The following is a 19,234-nucleotide window of genomic DNA, read 5'->3' on the forward strand; positions in this document are numbered from 1 at the left end:
CGTACGTCCTGCACCACGCCCAACGGCCGCTCTCCTCCTGCTCGGTGGCGGCCGCCTCCGGGCGCGCCGCTCGCCACAGGTTACGGCATGACTCCCGCCCGCGGCCTCCCGCCCGCCGAAGCTGCGACCAGGCTCACGGGGTACACGCGTCGATGCGGTAGAGCCGCGCGGTCCCGCCGCTGTCGAGGAGCGTGAAGCCGGTGGACGTGTCGACGCCGTAGAAGCCCGGCGCGCGGGTCTCCCACGTCGGGTCGGCGGGCTCGTCGGCGTAGAAGTAGTCGATCCCCTCGGCGCGCAGCACCTCGCAGACGGCGGGGTCGGTGTGGATGTCGGCGAAGTGCTCGAGGAGGAAGCGCTGCGTCGCGTCCCAGCTCGAGGGGTTGACGTGCGGGATGAAGGCGACGGCGTCGCCGACCGACTGGGTGAGCACCGCCCCGCTCACCGGGTCACCGACGACGACGGCGTCGTCCGGGACCGGCAGGTCGCGCAGCATCTCCAGCTCCTCGCGCGAGGCGTACGCCAGGCCGGTGAGGCGGTGGTCGGGGTTGAAGGCCCACCACGTCCAGCCGTGGAGCCGCTCGTCGGTGCGGAAGGCGCCGGAGGTGACGAAGGCGAGGGTGAGGACGGCCACGGCCACGAGCCCGCCGGCCACCTGCGCCGGGCGGGCGCCGCGGGCGGCCAGGGCCCGGGCGGCGAGGCTCGCGAGCGCGTGGACGCCGAGCGCACCGAGGAGCGCGCCGAACGTCGGGAGGAGGGCCTCGGCGCGGTCGGGGTTGTTGTACCAGAAGGCCCCGAGCCGGCGGAGAGGGCCACCGAGGGCGGTGGCGAGGAAGAGCACGAGGGTGGTGAGCCACCCGACGGCGAGCCAGCGCGTCACGGGCCGGCGCCAGGCGACGACGGCGCCGAGGAGCACGAGCGCGGCGACGACGGTGTTGGCCCACGGGCTGGTCCAGCCGACCGTCGTCGCGGAGAGGAACGCGGTGCGCAGCGTCGGGCCGAGCGGTCGGGTGGGGTGCACGAAGCCCGCCATCGCCTGCAGCTGGGGCACGGTGTAGACGGCGAGCACGAGGAGCGCGACGAAGCCGGGCACCGCGAGCCGGACCAGGGTGCCCAGGACGCGTCGCCCGCGCCCGGCGAGCTCACGGCCCCACCCGGCGAGGTGGTGCCCCAGGAGCGGCAGCACGCCGACGGCGAGGAGCATGACCCCGCTGGGGTGGGCGAGGACGAGCCCGGCGGCGCCCACCGCCCCGGCCACCACCCCGGCCGCGCTGCGTGAGCGCAGGGCCAGGACGAGCACGGCGAGCACGCCGGGCCACATCGCGATCGCGACCGAGTACCCGAAGATCCCCTGCAGGACGTGGATGTTCGCCGGGAAGGCGAGGAAGGAGGAGGCGACGACCGGTGCCGCGGCGGCGACGAGCGGCGCACCCGGCGCCACCACCCGCGCGAGCACGACGATCCCGCCCAGCCACACGACCACCCCGGTGAGGAGCATGAGCATGTTCGAGGCGACGACGACGTCGGAGACCGCCGCGCCGAGGGCGACCATCGAGGGCCACGCCGCCGGGTAGAAGACCCCGGTGCGCGAGCCGTACATCGGGTCCAGGCCGCCGAGGGAGGAGGCGTTGCCCGTGCGCAGGATCGTGTCTGCGGCGTTGAGGTGGAAGATCGGGTCGTAGATCTGGTGGACGGCGTCGGGCCTGCCCATGCCGAGGACGAACGCGTAGAGCAGGACGCCGGCGGCGAGCGCCGTCGCCCCGGTGACGACGACCGCCCACGTGCGGGAGACAGGCGGCAGCGCGATCGGCCGGGCGCGCAGCAGGCGGCCGAGCACGGCGCACAGGGCCACGGCGAGGGCGAGCAGCACCGTCACGGAGACCGGCCCCCACGCGACGTCGAGCACGTCGAGGGCGACCGCGCCGAGGGCGAGCACGGCGACCGTCGCTGCCGGTGCCCCCGCGAGCGCGAGGAGCCCGCGCAGGCCGAGCAGCCGGGTGCCGAGGTAGCCGGGCAGGTAGAGCAGGGCCGCGAGGGCGGCGGCGGTCGGCACCGCCTCGGTCCACTGCATGACGTCGATTGTCCCCGATCCCGTGCCTGCTCCGCCGCGGCGTCAGCGGGCGGGGCGCGTCTCCAGCCACGCGCGGGCGCGCAGGCCGAGGGAGATCGCCACGCGCAGGGGCAGCTGGTACCACGCCGCGTACCGGCGGTGGAGGTACAGCTCGGCACTGCGGTGGTGGGCCCGGATCATCGGGGCGGGCCGCTCGCGCCAGCTCGCGCCCTGGTCGTGGACCACGCGGGCCGCCGGGACGTAGACGTTCTCCCAGCCGGCCTGCCCGAGCCGGTCACCGAGGTCGGTGTCCTCGAAGAACATGAAGTAGCTCTCGTCGAAGCCGCCGAGCTCGCGCATCGCCTCGCGGCGCAGGAGCAGGCAGGCCCCGGACAGCCACCCGGCGGCGTGCTCGACCTCCTGCTGCTCCTGGCGCCGGTGGTAGCGCCGCGTCCACGGGTTGCCCGGCCACACCCGGACGAACAGCGCGTGGCCGATGCCCTCGGTGAGCGAGGGGATCGCGCGGGCGGAGGGGTAGACGGTGCCGTCGGTGTTGAGGACCTGCGGGCCGAGGGACCCGGCCCGCGGGTGGCGGGCCGCGGCGTCGAGGAGCGCGTCGAGGGAGCCCGGCTCCCACCGGATGTCGGGGTTGGCGACGACCACCCACGGCTCCTCGCCCTCGCGCGCGCCGAGGTTGGCGGCCGCGCCGTAGCCGAGGTTCGTCCCGGGGCGCAGCACCTGCGCGCCGTGGCGGCGGGCGACGTCGTCGACGACGTCGGTCCGCGTGCCGTTGTCGACGACGACGAGCGTGACCTCGCGGGACGTCGCCCCGGCCAGCGACGTCGCGAACGTCTCGAGCTCCTCGCCGGGGTTGAAGGCCACCGTCACGACGCGCACCGCAGGAATGTTCATCGCGGCCAAGGATAGGGGCGTGCCCGCCGGGCGCGGGTGCCGTGTGCTCAGCCGCACACCTCGATGCGGTGGACCGACGCCGTCCCGGCGCTGTCCACCTCGGTGAAGCCGCGGGTGACGTCGACGTCCTGCATGCCGTCGGTGCGGTCGCGCTGCTTGGCGCCGTCGCGCGCGGTGGCGGTGTCCTGGTAGAGGTGGGTCGCCCCGACCTCGCCCAGCGCGGCGCACACGGCCGGGTCGTCGTGGACGTCGGCCAGCCGCTCCTCGAGCACCTCCTGGGCCGGGGACCGGCCGCCGGCGCCGAGCTGGGGGAAGACGACGTCGACCCCGGCGACGGCGGGCAGGAGCGCCGAGCCGTTGAACGGGTCGCCGACGACGACCGCCCCGGGCGGCAGGGACTGACCGAGGCGGCGCATCATCGCCAGCTCGTCCTCGCTCGCCATCGTGCCCCAGGCGACCTGCCCCGGGACGTACGCGCTGGCCACGACCCGCTCCTGGAGCGGCAGCCGCAGCACCGCGGTGCCGAGCACGAGCACGAGCACCCCGACGAGCACGGCACCCCCCACCCCCACCTCCCCCGCGACAGCCGACTTCCGCGCGACAGCCGACTTCCGCGCGACAGCCGAGTTCTGCGGGACCGCGGCGGGGACGCCGCGTGCCCGCTCGACGAGCGCGGTGAGGGCGTAGGCGGCGAGCAGGACCGCCGGGACGACCGCGACCGGTGCGATGCGCCCCGCCTGGGTGTACCAGAAGCCCGACAGCCAGCGCAGCGGGTGGTCCTCCGGGCCGGCCGCGAGCACGGCCAGCCCGGCGGCCAGGGCGAGGGCGACGGTGAGCCAGCGGTGGCGGCGGCGCACGAGGGTGAGCACCGCCCCGGCGAGCGTCGCCACCGTCACCGCGACGTGCTGCCACCCGTCACCGGGGAACCAGTGGACGAGGGCGTTGTCGAGCAGCACCTCCTGGAGGGCGGCCCGGTGGCTGCGCCCGCTGGCGCGCTCGAACCCGGTGACCGAGGACAGCGCGTCGAGGTTGGCGAGGAGCAGCGGCGTCCCGACGACGACGGCGACGAGCGCGAGCAGCACTCCCCCGCCCAGCGCTCGACGGCCCTGCCGCACCTGCGCCAGCGCCCACCCGCCGAGGGCGCCGATGACGAGCGGGCCGGCGAGGACGGCGAGGGAGAACGCCCCGCTCGCGTGGGCGACGACGACGCCGGCCGCGGCGAGGACGGCGGCCAGCCCGGCCCCGACGACGCCCTGTCGCACCCGCGCGGCACGCACCGCGCGCACGACGAGCAGCAGCGCGCCCGGGAGCAGCGCGGTGGACAGGCCGTTGGGGAGCTGGGCGAGGACGGTGAGCTGCACCGCCGGGTAGGCGATGAAGCCGGCCGCCAGGAGCGGGGCGAGCACGGCCGGCAGGACGGCGCGGGTGAGGACCTCACGCGCCAGCCCGGTCAGGCCGAGCACCCACGTGCCCATGCCGAGGACGAGGACCGCCGTGTTCGTCGCCGCCAGGACCGAGTCCCCGGGCGCGAGCGCGACGAGCGAGTGCCAGCCGGTCGGGTAGTAGGGGCTGCCCGAGCCATCACCGTAGAGCGGGGCGAGCCCGCCGAGCGGGGTGATCACCCCGGTCTCACGGGCGCTGACGACGGCGTTGAGGTGGAAGACGGCGTCCCACTGCTGGAGCGGCGAGTCCGCTGCCGGCAGGACGGTGAGGAAGGGCAGGGCGAGCAGGGCGGCGCCCACCGCGAGGCCCGCCCCCACAGCGAGCCGCCCGCGCCGCCCGAGCGGGCCGGGGCCCGGCCCGGCCGGCAGCCGCAGGGCGCGCGCGAGCAGCGCGAGCACCCCGAGCAGGACGAGGAGCCCGGCGAGCACGGCGGGCAGCCGCCACGGCACCCCGAGGGGTGCGTAGGCGACCGCGAGCACGCCGAGCGCACCCAGGGTCACCGGCGGGGCGCCCGCGAGCGCCGACAGGCCGCGGACCCCGAGCAGGCGCAGGGCGAGCCCGCCGGGCAGCAGGACGAGCAGCGCGAGCGCGAACGCGTCCGGCGCCGCGGCCCACCAGCTCATGGCGAGGTGCTCAGTGGCCGGCCCCGATGGCGACGCGGGGGGTGCCCGCCCACGCGGCGGCGTCGGTGACCTGGCGACCGTCGACGAGCAGGCGCACGCCGGGCAGGTCGGCGGGGGTCAGCTCACGGTAGTCCGCGTGGTCGGCCTGGACGACGGCGAGGTCGACCGGCTCGCCGAGCCGGTAGGGCTCCCAGCCGAAGGCGGTGAGCTCCTCGTCGGTGTACATCGGGTCGTGGACGAGCACCTGCGCACCGCGCTCGCGCAGCGCGGCGACCGTGGCGAACACCCCGGAGAACGCCGTCTCCTTGACCCCGCCGCGGTAGGAGGCGCCGAGGACGACCGCCCGCAGCCCGGTGAGGTCGCCGAGCAGCTCGGCGGCGCGGGAGATCGCGTACTCGGGCATCCCGGCGTTGTGCTGGCGCGCCGTGCGCACGATCGAGGCGTCAGGGTCGGTGGACAGGTAGAGGCGCGGGTAGACCGGGATGCAGTGGCCGCCGACGGCGATGCCCGGGCGGTGGATGTGGGAGTAGGGCTGGGAGTTGCAGGCCTCGATGACCGCGTAGACGTCGATGCCGACCTTGTCGGCGAAGACGGCGAACTGGTTGGCCAGCCCGATGTTGACGTCGCGGTAGGTCGTCTCGGCGAGCTTGGCCATCTCGGCGGCCTCGGCGCTGCCCATGTCCCACACGCCGTTGGGGCGGGCGAGGTCGGGGCGCTCGTCGAAGCTGAGGACGGCCTCGTAGAACTCGCGGGCGAGGTCCGCGCCCGCCGTGCTCAGCCCGCCGACGAGCTTGGGGTAGCGCCGCAGGTCGGCGAAGACCCGCCCGGTGAGCACCCGCTCGGGGGAGAAGACGAGGTGGAAGTCCTCGCCCTCACGCAGCCCGGAGATCTCCTCGATCATCGGCTTCCAGCGGCCCCGGGTGGTGCCCACGGGCAGCGTCGTCTCGTAGGACACGAGGGTGCCCGGCGTGAGGTGCTCGGCCAGCGAGCGCGTCGCGGCGTCCATCCACGCGAAGTCCGGCTCCCACGTCTCGTCGTCGACGAAGAGCGGGACGACGACGACGACCGCGTCGGCGCCGGGGACGGCCTGGCCGTAGTCCGTCGTGGCCCGCAGCCGGCCCGCGGGGACGAGCTCGGAGAGCTTCTCCTGGAGGTGCGCCTCGCCGGGGAACGGCTCGCGTCCCTCGTTGACGAGGTCGACGACGGACTGCTGGACGTCCACGCCCACGACCTCGTGCCCCGCGTCGGCGAACTGCACCGCCAACGGCAGACCGATCTTGCCCAGGGCAACCACCGCGATACGCATGAAGCTCCTCATCTCGTGCCCGGCCGGTCCGGACCCGTGCCCACGATATCCGTGGGAGGGGACGTCAGGGCAGGAGCAACCGTCCCACCGGGCCGGGGTTGTGGGCCACCTCCCACCGGAAGCCGTCCGGGTCGGCGAAGTAGCCGCTGTAACCGCCCCACTCGCGCGTCCGGGCCGCGTCGACGCTCGCCCCGGCGGCGTGCGCCGTCGCCAGCACCTCGTCGACCTCGGCGGGTGTGACGACGTTGTGCGCGAGGGTGAGCGGCGGGACCCCGTCACCGCGGGCGAGGGGGCCGACCTCGGCCTCGAAGGCGGCCTCGTCCCACAGCGAGAGCACGACGTGCGCGCCCACCTGCACCATGACGACCTCACCGGGCACGTCGACGACGGCGCTCCAGCCCAGGCCGTCCAGGTAGAAGCGGCGACTCGCCGCGAGGTCGCGCACCGCGAGCGTGACGACGCTGATCCGTGGCTCCACTGCCCCTCCCCAGGTCTCCGGAGGGCACGACGATAGCCGCCCGGCGTCGCCCCGAGGGCGCCGCTAGGCTCACCGTATGTCTCCCAGCCGCACCGCCGCGGCGGCCCCGGCGCTCACCCCCTGGGGCGCGGCGCTCGACCCGGCGGCAGTCCTGCCCGAGCACCCCCGCCCGCAGCTCACCCGCCCGGGGCACCTCAGCCTCAACGGGCACTGGGACTACGCGATCCTCCCGGCGCCCGCAGGGCTGGGCCCGGGAGCGCGCGGGCTGGACCGTCTCTCCCCGCCGCGCTCGTGGGACGGGCAGATCCTCGTGCCCTTCTCCCCCGAGGCGCCGCTGTCCGGCGTCCGGCGCCAGGTGGGTCCCGGGGACCTGCTCTGGTACCGCCGCACGCTGCGGCTGCCTGCCGGGTTCGACCGCGGGCGCCTCCACCTCCATCTCGGCGCCGTCGACCAGCACTGCGCCGTCCTCCTCGACGGCCGCGTCGTCGGCACCCACGAGGGCGGCTACCTGCCCTTCACCCTCGACGTCACCGGCCGGCTCGCCGAGGGCGGGACGCACGAGCTCGCCGTCGTCGTGCGCGACCTGTCCGACACCTCCTACCACTCCCGCGGCAAGCAGACCCTCGAGCCGAGCGGCATCTGGTACACCGCGCAGTCGGGGATCTGGCAGACGGTGTGGCTGGAGTCGGTGCCCGAGCAGCACGTCACCGGGCTGCGGCTCCTCCCGCACCTGGCCGACGGCCGGCTCGAGGTCACCGTGCTCGGCCCGGCCGGGCTCCGGGCGAGCGTCGAGGTCCGCGACGGGGACGCCGTCGTCGGCGGGACGGACGACGCCGCGACGGGCGAGCCGGTGCGCCTGCACCTGCCCGACGCGCGGCCGTGGAGCCCGCAGGACCCGCACCTGTACGACCTCACCGTGACGCTGGGTGAGGACGTCGTCACCTCCTACGCGGGGATGCGCTCGGTGGGTGTGGCAGCGGACCGCTCCGGCGTGCCGCGCCTGCACCTCAACGGCCGGCCCTTCTTCCAGGCGGGCGCGCTCGACCAGGGCTACTGGCCCGACGGGCTCTACACCCCGCCGTCGGACGCGGCCCTCGTGCACGACATCGAGACGATGAGGGACCTCGGCTTCACGATGCTGCGCCAGCACATCAAGATCGCGCCGCTGCGCTGGTACCACCACTGCGACCGGCTCGGCATGCTCGTGTGGCAGGACCTCGTCAACGGCGGCGGGCGCTACCGGCCGGCGGTCGTCACGGCGCCGGTGCTCACCCCGCTGCGGCTGCGCGACGACCGCTACGCGGCGTTCGCCCGCGCCGACGCCGCCGGGCGTGCGGAGTTCCGCCGGGAGGCGCGCGCGACCGTCGAGCTGCTCCGCGACGTGCCGAGCGTCGTCGCCTGGGTGCCGTTCAACGAGGGCTGGGGCCAGTTCGACGCCGCCGACGTCGCCGCGGAGGTCCGCACGCTGGACCCCACCCGCGTCGTCGACCACGCGAGCGGCTGGCACGACCAGGGCGCCGGTGACGTCGACAGCCGGCACGTGTACTTCCGGCCCGTCCACCTGCGCCACCGCGGCGGGGACCGGGCGCTCGTCCTGTCCGAGTTCGGCGGTTACAGCCTGCGCAGCGAGGCCGACGCCCCGGACGTCCCCCGTGAGTTCGGCTACCGCCGCTACCGCGACCCGGAGGCCTTCGCGCTCGCCGTCGAGCGGCTCCACCTCGGCCAGGTGCTCCCCTCCGTCCGCCACGGCCTGGCGGCGTCGGTGTACACCCAGGTGTCGGACGTCGAGGGCGAGACGAACGGGCTGCTGTCCGCCGACCGGCGCACCGTGAAGATCGCGCCCGCGCGGATGCGTGCCCTCAACGACCAGCTCACCCGGGCGGGCACGGAGGGGCCCAGCGTGCCCGAGCGGGAGATCACCGAGCCGGTGGCGCTGTGCCGCCCCGACGGCCGCCTCGATCCTGCCGCCGTCGGCTGGACCCGGCGACAGCTGCACGACACCGACGGGATCGGCCGCGGTGCCTACGCCCGCGGACGCAGCAAGCGGTGGGAGTACTGGAACGTCGTCACCCCGACGCACGTCCTCGCGCTCACCGTCTCCGACATCGACTACGCCGGGGTCCACGAGGTGTGGCTGCTCGACCGCGCCACCGGCGAGGCCGTCGGCGCCAACGCGATCAGCCCGCTCGCGGCCGGGACCACGCTTCCCGGCACCCTCGGGCGCGGCCCGGTGCGGGCCCGGGCCGGGGACCTCGCCATCGCCGTCGACGAGGTCGACGGCGGCACCCGGCTGCGCGCCGTCACCTCGCGCGTCCGCCTCGACGTCCTCGCCGAGCGGCCCGCCGGCCACGAGGCGATGGGCGTCGTCGTGCCCTGGGACGAGCGGCTTTTCCAGTACACGGTCAAGGACGTCGCCCGGCCCGCGCGCGGCCGGCTGTGGGTCGACGGGCGGGTCCACGACGTGCCCGCCGGTGAGTCGTGGGCGGTGCTCGACCACGGGCGCGGGCGCTGGCCCTACGAGATGCGCTGGAACTGGGGCGCCGGCTCGGGCGTGAGCGCCGGGCGGGTCGTCGGGGTCCAGCTCGGCGCCCGGTGGACGCAGGGCACCGGCTCGACGGAGAACGCGCTCGTCGTCGACGGGGTCGTCCACAAGATCAGCGAGGAGCTCCGCTGGGAGTACTCGACCGAGGGCGGCCCGTGGCGGGTGCGCGGGGAGCGTGCGGACCTCACCCTCACCCCGTTCCACGTCAAGGAGTCGCGCACGGCGCTGGGCGTGCTCGCCAGCGACACCCACCAGGCGTTCGGGCACTGGTCGGGGTGGATGAGCGACTCCGCCGGGACGCGGGTGAGCGTGGACGGTGCCACCGGCTGGGCGGAGGACGTCCTCAACCGGTGGTGAGCCGCCTCAGGCCGGCAGCGCCTCCGTGAGCGCCGCGACGACCTGCTCGGCCGCGTGCCCGTCCCCGTAGGGGGCGGCGTCGGTGGCGGGCGGCGTGGGACGCAGCGCGTGGCCGGCGACGTCGGTGAGGTCCCCGTCCAGGACGTTCCAGCCGAGCTCGACCGTCTCGACCCACTCGGTCTCCCGGCGCAGCGTCGTGCACGGCACCCGCAGGAGGAAGGCCTCCTTCTGCAGGCCGCCGGAGTCGGTGACGACACCGGAGGACCGCGCGACGAGCGCGACGAGCGTCGGGTAGGGCTGCGGCTCGAGGACGGTGACCGCCCCGGCCGTGAGGTCGATCCCGGCGGCCGCCGCGCGGTCACGCAGGCGCGGGTGGGCCAGCAGCAGGACGGGCCGGGGCAGGCTCGCCAGCGCCCCGACGATGGCCCCGAGACGCTCGGGGTCGTCGGTGTTCTCCGCGCGGTGGATGGTCGCGACGAGGTAGTCCCCCTCGGGGGCCGCGACGGCGGGGGCGCCCTCGCGCACGACCTCGTCGCGCACCCGGTACAGGACGTCGGTCATGACGTCGCCGACGAGGACCGTCCGGTCGGCCAGTCCCTCGGAGCGCAGGTGCTCCACGGCGACGGCGGTCGGGGCGAGCAGGAGGTCGGCGGCGTGGTCGGTCATCACCCGGTTGTGCTCCTCGGGCATGCGCCGGTTGAAGGAGCGCAGCCCCGCCTCGAGGTGGGCCACGGGCTGGTGGATCTTCACCGCGGCGAGCGCGGCGGCGACGGTGGAGTTCGTGTCGCCGTAGACGAGCACCCAGTCGGGGCGGTGGTCGAGCATCGCCCGCTCGAGGCCGGGGAGCATCGCCCCGGTCTGCTCGGCGTGCGAGCCGGAGCCCACGTGGAGGTTGACGTCCGGGCGGTCGATGCCGAGGTCGGCGAAGAAGACGTCGGACAGGGCGGCGTCGTAGTGCTGGCCGGTGTGGACGATGACGTGCTCGTGACCGGCGGCCGCCAGGGCGTGGGCGACGGGCGAGAGCTTGACGAACTGCGGGCGGGCACCGACGACGCTGAGGATCTTCACGAGCACCGACCCTATCCGGCAGCCGCGCGGCGTCGGACCTCGGTGCGATAGTGGGACGATGGCGGGATGACCGTGCCGACCGAGGAGACCGACGCGTGACGCGCTTGTGGGCCGCTCTCAAGGAGCTCTTGCCGCTTCTCCCCCGAGGTGCCCGGCGCTTCCTCGTGCTCTACGCCGTGGCGACCAGCTCGCTCGCGCTGCTCGACATCGCCGCCCTCGGCCTGCTCGCCCTCACGATGACGCCCCTGGTCCAGGGCCGCCCGCTCAGCCTGCCGCTCGTGGGCGAGGTGCCGCCGGAGTACACCGTGTGGATCATCGTCGTCGTCTGCGTGCTCATCGTCCTCAAGAGCGTCCTGTCGATGGCGCTCCAGTGGATCGCCACCCGCCGCTTCGCGGCCTATGAGCTGCTCATCGGCGACCGCCTCTTCGCCGCCTACATCCAGGCGCCGTGGACCGAGCGGCTGCGCCGCAACTCCGCCGAGCTCGTGCGCCTCGCGGACGTCGGCATCGCCAACACGACGGCCGGGCTCCTCCTGCCCGCCGCGTCGCTGCCCGCCGAGGTCGTGACGTTCGTCGCCGTGCTCGCCGTGCTCGTCGTCGCCGAGCCGGTGACCGCGGCCATCACCCTCGTCTACCTCGGCCTCATCGCCGCCGTCCTCTACTTCGTCATCTCCAAGCGCGCCGTCGTCGCCGGGCGGGTCAACCGCGACTACTCCTTCCGCGTCGCCACGCTCATGACCGAGATGGTCGCCACGCTCAAGGAGATCACCCTGCGCAACAAGGCCGGGGAGGTCGCGCAGGTCGTCCACCGCAACCGCATCCACACGACCCGGGCCCGCGCGAACATCCAGTTCCTCAACGCCGTGCCGAAGTTCGTCATCGAGGCCGCGCTCATCGGCGGCTTCGTCCTCGTCGGGGCGGCCGCCTACCTCCAGGGCGGGTCGGCGAGCGCGCTCAGCGCCGTCGCGCTCTTCGCCGTCGCGGGCTTCCGGATGATCCCCTCGGTCACCCGCTTCCAGGGGATCATCACCACGACGTCCTCGACGATCCCGCACGCCAACGCCGTCATGCGCGACATCCGGCTCGCCGAGAGGTACACCGCGGGGCCCGAGCAGATCGGCACCCGCCCGCTGCGTCACCGCCCCGAGGTGCTGAGCCTGCGCGACGTCGAGTTCACCTACCCGGGCAGCGCGACCCCGGCCGTCACCGGTGTCGACGTCGACGTGCGGATGGGCAGCTCGCTCGCGCTCGTCGGTGCCTCCGGGGCGGGCAAGTCCACCCTCGTCGACATCTTCCTCGGCCTGCTCGTCCCGTCCTCCGGCTCGATCACCATCGACGGGGAGCCGCTCGTCGAGGTGCTCGCCGACTGGCGGTCCAAGGTCGGCTACGTCCCCCAGGACGTCTCGCTCTTCGACGGGACCATCGCCCAGAACGTCGCGCTGTCGTGGGACGGGGACGTCGACGAGGACCGGGTGCGCGAGGCCCTGACCCGCGCCCAGCTCCTCGAGGTCGTCGAGAACCGCGCCGGCGGCCTGCACGCCCGGATCGGCGAGCGCGGCATGGCCCTGTCCGGCGGGCAGCGCCAGCGCCTGGGCATCGCCCGGGCGCTGTACTCCGACCCGCTCGTCCTCGTCATGGACGAGGCGACGAGCGCGCTCGACACCGCCACCGAGGAGGCCGTCGCCCGCGCGATCCGCGACCTCCACGGCGACGTCACGGTCATCAGCGTCGCGCACCGGCTCTCCACGATCCGCCACAGCGACCAGGTGTGCTTCATGCGCGACGCCCGCATCGTGGCCCGCGGGACCTTCGAGGAGGTCGTGGCCAGCGAGCCCGACTTCGCCTACCAGGCGAGCCTGGCGGGTCTCGCGTGAGCGCCCCCGACGTCGACGTCGTCGTCGCGCTCCACGACCCCTCCCGGCCGGTGGGACGCTGCGTCTCCTCCCTCCTCGCCGGCGCCGGCTCCCACGTCCGGGTGACCGTCGCCTGCCACGAGCTCGACCCCGACGACGTCGCCCCGCTCGTCCCGGCCGACCCGCGCGTGCGTCTCCTGCCGGTCCGCGACGGCCTCGGCAGCCCGTCCGGCCCGTACAACGCAGGCATCGACGCCGCCACGGCCCGCTACGTCTCGATCATCGGCTCGGACGACTTCCTCGAGCCCGGCGCGCTGTCCGCCTGGACGCGCGCCGCGGACCGCCTCGGCTCCGACGTCATGCTCGCCCGGGTGCGCATGCAGGACGGCACCGAGGTCCACACGCCGCGGGTGCGCCCGCTGCGCTCGCGCGACCTCGACCTCGTGCGCGACCGGCTCGCCTACCGCACGGCGCCGCTGGGCCTCATGCGCAGGGCGACCCTCGACGCGCTCGAGCTGCGCCTCGTCGAGGGCATGCGCTCGGGCGGCGACGTCGCGTTCACCGCGCGCCTGTGGTCCTCCGGCGTGCGGGTGGACCTCGCGCGCTCGGCGCCCCGCTACGTCGTGGGGACCGACGCGGTCACCCGGGTGACGACGTCGGTACGCCCGATCACCGACGAGCTGCGCGCGTTCGACGACCTCGTCTCCCGCCCGTGGCTGCCCGACCTGACCCCCGCCGCGCGCCGCGCCATCGCCGTCAAGAGCGTGCGCATCCACCTCCTCGGAGCGATCCGCCGCCGCCGGGAGGAGACGGACTGGCACGAGGGCGAGCCGCAGTGGCTGCGTGACCTGCTCACCCGGTGGGTGGACCTGGCACCGGGCGTGCTGCGGCCCTTCAGCCGCGCCGACCGGGCGCTGCTCGCCGCCGCCCTCGACCCCCAGGTCACGGCCGCCTCGCTCGTCGAGGCCGTCGCCGCCCGCGCGGCCGCGGGCCGGTGGGACGCCGTCCTCACGCCATCGCCGGCCGACAACCTCGACCGGGAGTCGACGCTGCGCTACCTCGCGGCGGACCGCTTCTGGCGCTGAGGCTCAGCCGGACCGCGCGACCCGGCGGTAGACCTCCTGGAGCGGCCGGACGTAGGGGTCGGCCGTGTAGTGCCGGCGCACCCACGCCGCCGCCCCGAGGCCGTCACTGACCCCACGAGGGTCGCGCAGCGACTCGAGGACGTGCTCCACCGACTCCTCGACGCCGCCCGCGAGCACCGGGGGCGGCCCGCCCTCCGGGTGGGTGAGCACGTGGCTCGGGACGACGAGCGGCACCCCGAGCGCCATCGCCTCGTGCTCGCTCACGCCCAGGACGGTGTTCGCCTGCCCGACGACGACGTCGGCCTGTGCGAGCAGCTCGAGGTAGCGGGCGTGCGCCGTGCGCGGGAGCAGCTCCACCCCGGCCGCGGCGGCCGCCCCGGCGGCCTCGCCCCAGTCCAGCCCCTGGAGGCGGACGTCGGCGGGGAGCACCTCGCGCAGCCGCGCCGCGAGCTCGAGCATGACCGGGGCCCCCTTGGCCGGCGACCAGCGGGAGGCGAAGACCACCCGGCGGCCGCCCGGCCGCCACTGCGGCAGGCCGGTGACGTCGACGAAGGCCGGCATGTACTGCGCGTCGGGCCGGGCGGCCAGCGCCCGCTCCGCGGTGTCGAGGTTCGTGTAGTAGACCTGCTCGGCGCCGTCGACGGCCCGGGCGATCTCCTCGCGGTAGCGCGGGTCGTCGGCCTGCTCGCGGATGTCGGTGCCGTGGAGGTGGAGCAGGTAGGGCCGCCGGGGCATGAACCGCTCACGGATGAGCCGCACGCTCGTCCCGTAGTGGACGTGGACGACGTCGGCCCGGTGCAGCGCACGGGCGCGGCGTTGGACGTAGGGCAGGTAGCGGACCCGGTCCAGGCCCCCGCCCGGCGTGCGGGCCGGGCGGACCTTGTCCGGGGGCAGGTAGCCCCACCGCAGGTCGGCCCTCCGGGCGGCGCGCACGAGGTTGAGCGCGACGAACGCGCAGTCGTTGAGGTGGAGGACAGCCGGCTCAGCGGTCATGCCCGCCAGCGTATGCGAACGTCGTCGGGGATCGGTGGCAGGATTCCGTCCATGCCGACCCGCCCGACGTTGCTCATCCTGTCCTTCTCCCCGATCCACGCCGACGCCCGGGTGCTGCGCCAGGTCCAGCTCCTGTCGGGCAGCTACGACGTGACGACGTGCGGGTACGGACCGGCGCCCGAGGGCGTCGTCGACCACATCGAGATCCCGGCCGAGCACGTCTACTGGCGCAAGGACCAGCGCCTGCTCCTCCAGCGGCGCTACGCGGCGGTCTACCGGTCGAACGAGGTCGTGCGGTACCTGTGGGACCGCCTGCCGCGCGGCTACTTCGACGTCGTCCTCGCCGACGACATCGACACCGTCCCCCTCGCCCTGTCCCTCGGGGCGCGCGCCGGGGTGCACGTCGACCTCCACGAGTACGCCCCGCGCCAGAACGAGGAGATGTGGCGCTGGCGCCTGCTCGTCGCGCCCTACCTGCGCTGGCTGTGCCGCACCTACCTGCCGCTCGCGAGCTCGGTGACCACCGTGGGCGCGGGGCTCGCGGCGGAGTACGGCCGGGAGTTCGGGGTGGACGCCGCCGTCGTCGTCAACGCGCCCCACTACGCCGACCTCACCCCGGGCGAGGTCGGCGACCCGATCCGACTCGTCCACTCGGGCAACGCGCGCCGAGGCCGCCGCCTGGAGATCATGCTCGACGCCGTCGCCGCCTCGCGCCGGCCGTTCACCCTCGACCTGTACCTCATGCCGAACGACCCGGTCTACCTCGCCGAGCTGCGTGAGCGGGCCGAGACGATGCCCGAGGTCACGGTGCACGACCCGGTCCCGCCGACCGAGCTCGCCCGCACCCTGTCGGCCTACGACGTCGGCGTCTACGTCCTGCCGCCGGTGAGCTTCAACAACCTGTGGGCGCTGCCGAACAAGTTCTTCGACTTCATCCAGGGCCGCCTCGGCCTCATCGTCGGCCCCTCCCCCGAGATGGCCGGCATCGTGCGCCGGCACGGGCTCGGGGAGGTCACCGAGGGGTTCACCGCCGAGGCCCTCACCGCCGTCCTCGACGAGCTCGACCCGGCGCAGGTGCGCCGCTGGAAGCAGGCCTCCCACGAGGTCGCGGCCGAGTACTCCGCCGAGCAGCAGACCCAGGGCTGGGCCGACGCCGTCGCCGCCATCCTGCGCTGAGGGGCCACGCCGCCGGCTGGTAGCGTGACGGCGTGCGAGTCGTGGCCGTGTCGACCTGGTTCCCGACGTCCGTGGCCCCCAGCAGCGGTGCCTTCGTCGTCAAGGACGCCCTCGCGATCGCCTCGCTCGGGCACGACGTGCGAGTCGTCCACCTCGTCCCGCCCCACCAGGACGACGGCACCCGCTCCCTCGTCCACGAGGGGCTGCCGGTGCGCCGCGTCCCGATGGGCACGACGAACCCGCTCGACGTCGTCCGGGCCGCCCGCGCGCTGACGCCGCTGCTCGCCGGGGGCGACCTCGTCCACTCGATGGCGATCTCCTCCCTCCTGCCGCTCTCGCTGCACCGTCCCGCGGCGCCGTGGGTGCACACCGAGCACTGGTCCGGGCTCACCTCCCCGCAGAACCTCCCCGCGACCTGGCGCCGCGCGCTGCCCGTCGTCTCGCGGGTGCTGCGCCGGCCCGACGTCGTCACGGCGGTGTGCGAGTTCCTCGCCCAGCCGATCCGCGCGGTGCGCGGCCCGCGCCCCACGCGCGTCGTGCCGTGCATCGTCGAGACGCCCGAGCCGCTCCCGCCCCGCCCGGCCCGCGCCGACGTCCTGCGCCTCGTCAGCGTCGGCGGGCTCATCGACCGCAAGGACCCGGTGACCGCCGTCGAGACCGTCGCCGAGCTCGAGCGCCGCGGCACCCCCGCCGAGCTCGTCCTCGTCGGGGAGGGTGAGCTGCGCGCGGCCGTCGTGCAGCGCTCCGAGGAGCTCGGGATCGCCCACCGGGTGCGGCTCACCGGCTCCCTGCCCCGCCCCGCCGTCCTCGCCGAGCTCGCCGCCGCGGACCTGTTCCTCGGGCCCACCAAGGGGGACAACTTCTTCGTCTCCGCGGCCGAGGCGATCGTCTCCGGCCGGCCCGTCGTCGTCGGCGCGACCGGCGGCCAGGGCGAGTACATCGACCCGCGCGTGGGGGAGCTCGTCGCCGAGCAGACGCCCGCGGCCTACGCCGACGCCGTCCTGCGCGTCGAGGCCGCGACCCGCGACCTGTCCGCCGAGGAGATCTCCGCGACCATCGGGGACCGCTTCTCGGTGCCTGCCGTGGCCGACGGCTACGAGCGTGCCTACTGCGCGGCCCGGGAGCTGCGCCCGTGAGCGGACCTGTCGACGTCGTCATCGCCGTCCACAGCCCGACCCGTCCCGTCGGGCGGGCGGTCGCCTCCGTCCTCGAGGGCAACCGCGCCGAGACCAGGCTCACCGTCGTGTGCCACAACGTGGCGGCGGACGAGATCGCGGCGGTCATCGACCCGCGCCACCGCGCCGCCGTGCGCCTGCTCGAGCACACCGACCCCCGCCGCAGCGCCTCCGGCCCGTTCAACGCCGGCATGCGTGCGGCGGAGGGCGAGTTCGTCTCGATCATGGGCTCCGACGACGTCCTGCAGCCCGGGGCCGTGCGCTCGTGGCTCGACGTCGCCGGGCGCACCGGCGCCGAGACCGTCATGTGCCGGCTGCGGATCGGCAGCGCGGCGCGGCCGGTGCTCACCCCGCCCGTCCGTCCCTGGCTGCGCGGGCTCGCCGACCCGGTGCGCGACCGGCTCAGCTACCGCAGCGCCCCGCTCGGCCTCGTCTCCCAGCGTGCCCGCGAGCGCCTGGGCCTCGAGCTCGTCGAGGGGATGACCGTCGGCGGTGACGTCGCCTACGTCACCCGCCTGTGGTTCGAGACGCGCGTGGCCGTCGACCGCCGCGGCCCGGCGTACGTCATCGGCGAGGACGCCCGCGACCGGGTGACCCTCACCCCGCGCCCCATCGCCGTCGAGCTCGCCTTCGTCCGCGACCTCCTCGCCCAGCCGTGGTTCGCCGGCTACCACCTCACGGCGCGACGCGCGGTGTGCACCAAGCTCACCCGCATCCACCTCTTCGGCGCGGTCTGGAACCGCCGCGACCCCGCGGTGTGGACGCCCGAGGACCGCCAGGCGCTCGCGCAGACCGCCGAGGACCTCCTCGCCCGCGCCGAGGGCTTCGAGCGCGTGCTCTCCCTCGCCGACCGGACCCTGCTCGACGCCGTCGCCGACCCTTCCTCCGACACGGGCGCGATGATCCGGCTCGCGGAGCAGCGACGTCGCCACGGACGCCCCGCGACGCTCCTCACCCGCAGCCCGGCCGACCTGCTGCGGGTCGAGGCCCCGGTGCGGCTCATGGCTGCCTCGGCCCTCGTGGGACTCCCGTGAGCGGGTCGGCACGGCCCGCCGACGGCGTCCGCGTCACCCTCGCGACCCGCATCTTCGCCCCCGAGCCGGCAGCCGCCTCCTTCCGCCTCGCCGCGCTCACCCGCGGACTCACCGGTCTCGGCGCCCGGGTCCGGGTGCTCACGACGACGGTGCCCGGACGGGCCGAGCCCTCCCCCGGCCCCGGCGTCACCGTCGAGCGGTGGCCCGTGCTGCGCGACCCCGAGGGCTACGTCCGCGGCTACGTCCAGTACCTCAGCTTCGACGTCCCGCTGCTGCTGCGCCTGCTGCGCACGCCGCGTCCCGACGTCCTCGTGTGCGAGCCGCCGCCGACCACCGGCGCGGTGGTGCGGCTGGCCGCCCGGCTGCGCCGCGTCCCCTACGTCTACTACGCGGCCGACGTGTGGGCCGACGCCGCGCAGTCCGCCGGCATGCCGGGCGCCGTCGTGCGCGCCCTGCACACCGTCGAGCGATGGGCGATGGGCGGAGCGGCCTGCGTCATCGCCGTCTCCGAGCCGGTCGCCGCGCGGCTGCACGAGCTCGGCGTCGGGCGGGTGGAGGTCGTGCCCAACGGCGTCGACACCGACGTCTTCTCCCCCGACGGCCCCGCCGTCGACGACGAGGGACGCCCCTACCTGCTGTACGCCGGTACCGCCTCGGAGTGGCAGGGCGCCGACGTCTTCCTCCGGGCGCTGCCCCGGGTCCTCGAGGAGGTCCCCGGCGCCCGCGTCGTCTACCTCGGGCAGGGCAGCGACTGGCAGCACCTGCGCGAGCTCGCCGCCGGGCTGCCGCCCGGGACCGTCGAGTTCCACACCCGCGGCCCCGCGGAGGAGGCGGCCCGCTGGCAGCGGGGTGCCGCGGCCTGCCTGGCGAGCATCGTGCCGGGCCGCGGCTACGACTTCGCCGTCCCGACGAAGATCCACTCCGCGCTCGCCTGCGGCGCCCCGGTCGTCTTCGCCGGGGTGGGTCAGGCGGCCGAGCAGGTGCGCGACGAGCGGCTCGGCTGGGCGGTGGACCACGAGCCCGGCGCCGTCGCCGAGGCGATGGTCGCCGCCCTGCGCGCCGGGCGGTCACCGCAGGAGGACGCGCGGCGCGCCGCCTGGGTCCGCAGCCACCGCTCCGCCACGGCCACAGGCCGGCGGGCC

The 19,234-nt window shown here is 75.4% G+C and carries 14 protein-coding genes; 7 read left to right on the forward strand and 7 right to left on the reverse strand.

The window, feature by feature from the left end:
* Window positions 1–133: 133 nt before the first annotated feature.
* The 5 genes from FHE66_RS15140 to FHE66_RS15160 form a co-directional block, all read right to left on the reverse strand.
* Window positions 134–2,068 (reverse strand): DUF6541 family protein, encoded by a 1,935-nt coding sequence (locus tag FHE66_RS15140; protein ID WP_139073815.1) that lies wholly within the window; start codon window positions 2,066–2,068, stop codon window positions 134–136.
* A gap of 42 nt (window positions 2,069–2,110) precedes the next feature.
* Complete coding sequence (locus tag FHE66_RS15145) at window positions 2,111–2,959, reverse strand: glycosyltransferase family 2 protein (protein WP_139073816.1); 849 nt, start codon at window positions 2,957–2,959, stop codon at window positions 2,111–2,113.
* Window positions 2,960–3,006: 47 nt separating this feature from the next.
* Window positions 3,007–5,025 (reverse strand): DUF6541 family protein, encoded by a 2,019-nt coding sequence (locus FHE66_RS15150; protein ID WP_139073817.1) that lies wholly within the window; start codon window positions 5,023–5,025, stop codon window positions 3,007–3,009.
* A gap of 10 nt (window positions 5,026–5,035) precedes the next feature.
* Window positions 5,036–6,331: a nucleotide sugar dehydrogenase gene (locus tag FHE66_RS15155; RefSeq protein WP_139073818.1), complete on the reverse strand. Its 1,296-nt coding sequence runs from the start codon at window positions 6,329–6,331 to the stop codon at window positions 5,036–5,038.
* Window positions 6,332–6,395: 64 nt separating this feature from the next.
* Window positions 6,396–6,809, reverse strand: a complete 414-nt coding sequence (locus FHE66_RS15160) for a VOC family protein (protein ID WP_139073819.1) — start codon at window positions 6,807–6,809, stop codon at window positions 6,396–6,398.
* Window positions 6,810–6,885: 76 nt separating this feature from the next.
* Here FHE66_RS15160 and FHE66_RS15950 point away from each other — a divergent pair, with 76 nt between their 5' ends.
* Window positions 6,886–9,708, forward strand: a complete 2,823-nt coding sequence (locus FHE66_RS15950) for a DUF2804 family protein (protein WP_139947807.1) — start codon at window positions 6,886–6,888, stop codon at window positions 9,706–9,708.
* A gap of 6 nt (window positions 9,709–9,714) precedes the next feature.
* On the opposite strand, the gene wecB is transcribed toward FHE66_RS15950, so the two are convergent.
* Entirely contained in the window at window positions 9,715–10,776 is a 1,062-nt protein-coding gene (wecB, locus tag FHE66_RS15170; protein ID WP_139073820.1) for a non-hydrolyzing UDP-N-acetylglucosamine 2-epimerase, read from the reverse strand.
* Window positions 10,777–10,904: 128 nt separating this feature from the next.
* Between wecB and FHE66_RS15175 the strand changes: the two genes are divergently transcribed.
* Together FHE66_RS15175 and FHE66_RS15675 are read left to right on the forward strand one after the other, a co-directional pair.
* Complete coding sequence (locus FHE66_RS15175) at window positions 10,905–12,650, forward strand: ABC transporter ATP-binding protein (protein ID WP_230976521.1); 1,746 nt, start codon at window positions 10,905–10,907, stop codon at window positions 12,648–12,650.
* On the forward strand, window positions 12,647–13,714 hold the full coding sequence (locus FHE66_RS15675) for a glycosyltransferase (RefSeq protein WP_168202637.1): 1,068 nt from the start codon (window positions 12,647–12,649) through the stop codon (window positions 13,712–13,714). Before FHE66_RS15175 ends, FHE66_RS15675 begins: the two co-directional genes overlap by 4 nt.
* Window positions 13,715–13,717: 3 nt before the next feature.
* Here the strand turns inward: FHE66_RS15675 and FHE66_RS15180 are convergent, their stop codons facing one another.
* A complete protein-coding gene (locus FHE66_RS15180) occupies window positions 13,718–14,707 on the reverse strand; it encodes a glycosyltransferase family 4 protein (protein ID WP_139073821.1) in 990 nt (329 codons plus the stop codon).
* A gap of 51 nt (window positions 14,708–14,758) precedes the next feature.
* Here FHE66_RS15180 and FHE66_RS15185 point away from each other — a divergent pair, with 51 nt between their 5' ends.
* The 4 genes from FHE66_RS15185 to FHE66_RS15200 form a co-directional block, all read left to right on the forward strand.
* Window positions 14,759–15,883, forward strand: coding sequence for a glycosyltransferase family 4 protein (locus FHE66_RS15185; RefSeq protein ID WP_139073822.1), 1,125 nt, complete (start codon window positions 14,759–14,761; stop codon window positions 15,881–15,883).
* A gap of 32 nt (window positions 15,884–15,915) precedes the next feature.
* A complete protein-coding gene (locus FHE66_RS15190; RefSeq protein WP_139073823.1) occupies window positions 15,916–17,019 on the forward strand; it encodes a glycosyltransferase in 1,104 nt (367 codons plus the stop codon).
* Window positions 17,016–18,092: a glycosyltransferase family A protein gene (locus tag FHE66_RS15195; RefSeq protein WP_139073824.1), complete on the forward strand. Its 1,077-nt coding sequence runs from the start codon at window positions 17,016–17,018 to the stop codon at window positions 18,090–18,092. Before FHE66_RS15190 ends, FHE66_RS15195 begins: the two co-directional genes overlap by 4 nt.
* Window positions 18,089–19,234, forward strand: a 1,146-nt coding sequence (locus tag FHE66_RS15200; protein ID WP_139073826.1) for a glycosyltransferase family 4 protein, incomplete at its 3' end; no start/stop codon positions are given. The genes FHE66_RS15195 and FHE66_RS15200, both read left to right, overlap by 4 nt.

It is taken from the genome of Georgenia sp. 311 (genome assembly GCF_006151955.1).
Lineage (GTDB): Bacteria > Actinomycetota > Actinomycetes > Actinomycetales > Actinomycetaceae > Oceanitalea > Oceanitalea wutianyii.

Coding starts and splice junctions, on each gene's coding strand:
- FHE66_RS15145 (WP_139073816.1), bottom strand. CDS start 2,959: ATGAACATTCCTGCGGTGCGCGTCGTGACGGTGGCCTTCAACCCCGGC.
- FHE66_RS15140 (WP_139073815.1), bottom strand. CDS start 2,068: ATGCAGTGGACCGAGGCGGTGCCGACCGCCGCCGCCCTCGCGGCCCTG.
- FHE66_RS15150 (WP_139073817.1), bottom strand. CDS start 5,025: ATGAGCTGGTGGGCCGCGGCGCCGGACGCGTTCGCGCTCGCGCTGCTC.
- FHE66_RS15155 (WP_139073818.1), bottom strand. CDS start 6,331: ATGCGTATCGCGGTGGTTGCCCTGGGCAAGATCGGTCTGCCGTTGGCG.
- FHE66_RS15185 (WP_139073822.1), top strand. CDS start 14,759: ATGCCGACCCGCCCGACGTTGCTCATCCTGTCCTTCTCCCCGATCCAC.
- FHE66_RS15180 (WP_139073821.1), bottom strand. CDS start 14,707: ATGACCGCTGAGCCGGCTGTCCTCCACCTCAACGACTGCGCGTTCGTC.
- FHE66_RS15950 (WP_139947807.1), top strand. CDS start 6,886: ATGTCTCCCAGCCGCACCGCCGCGGCGGCCCCGGCGCTCACCCCCTGG.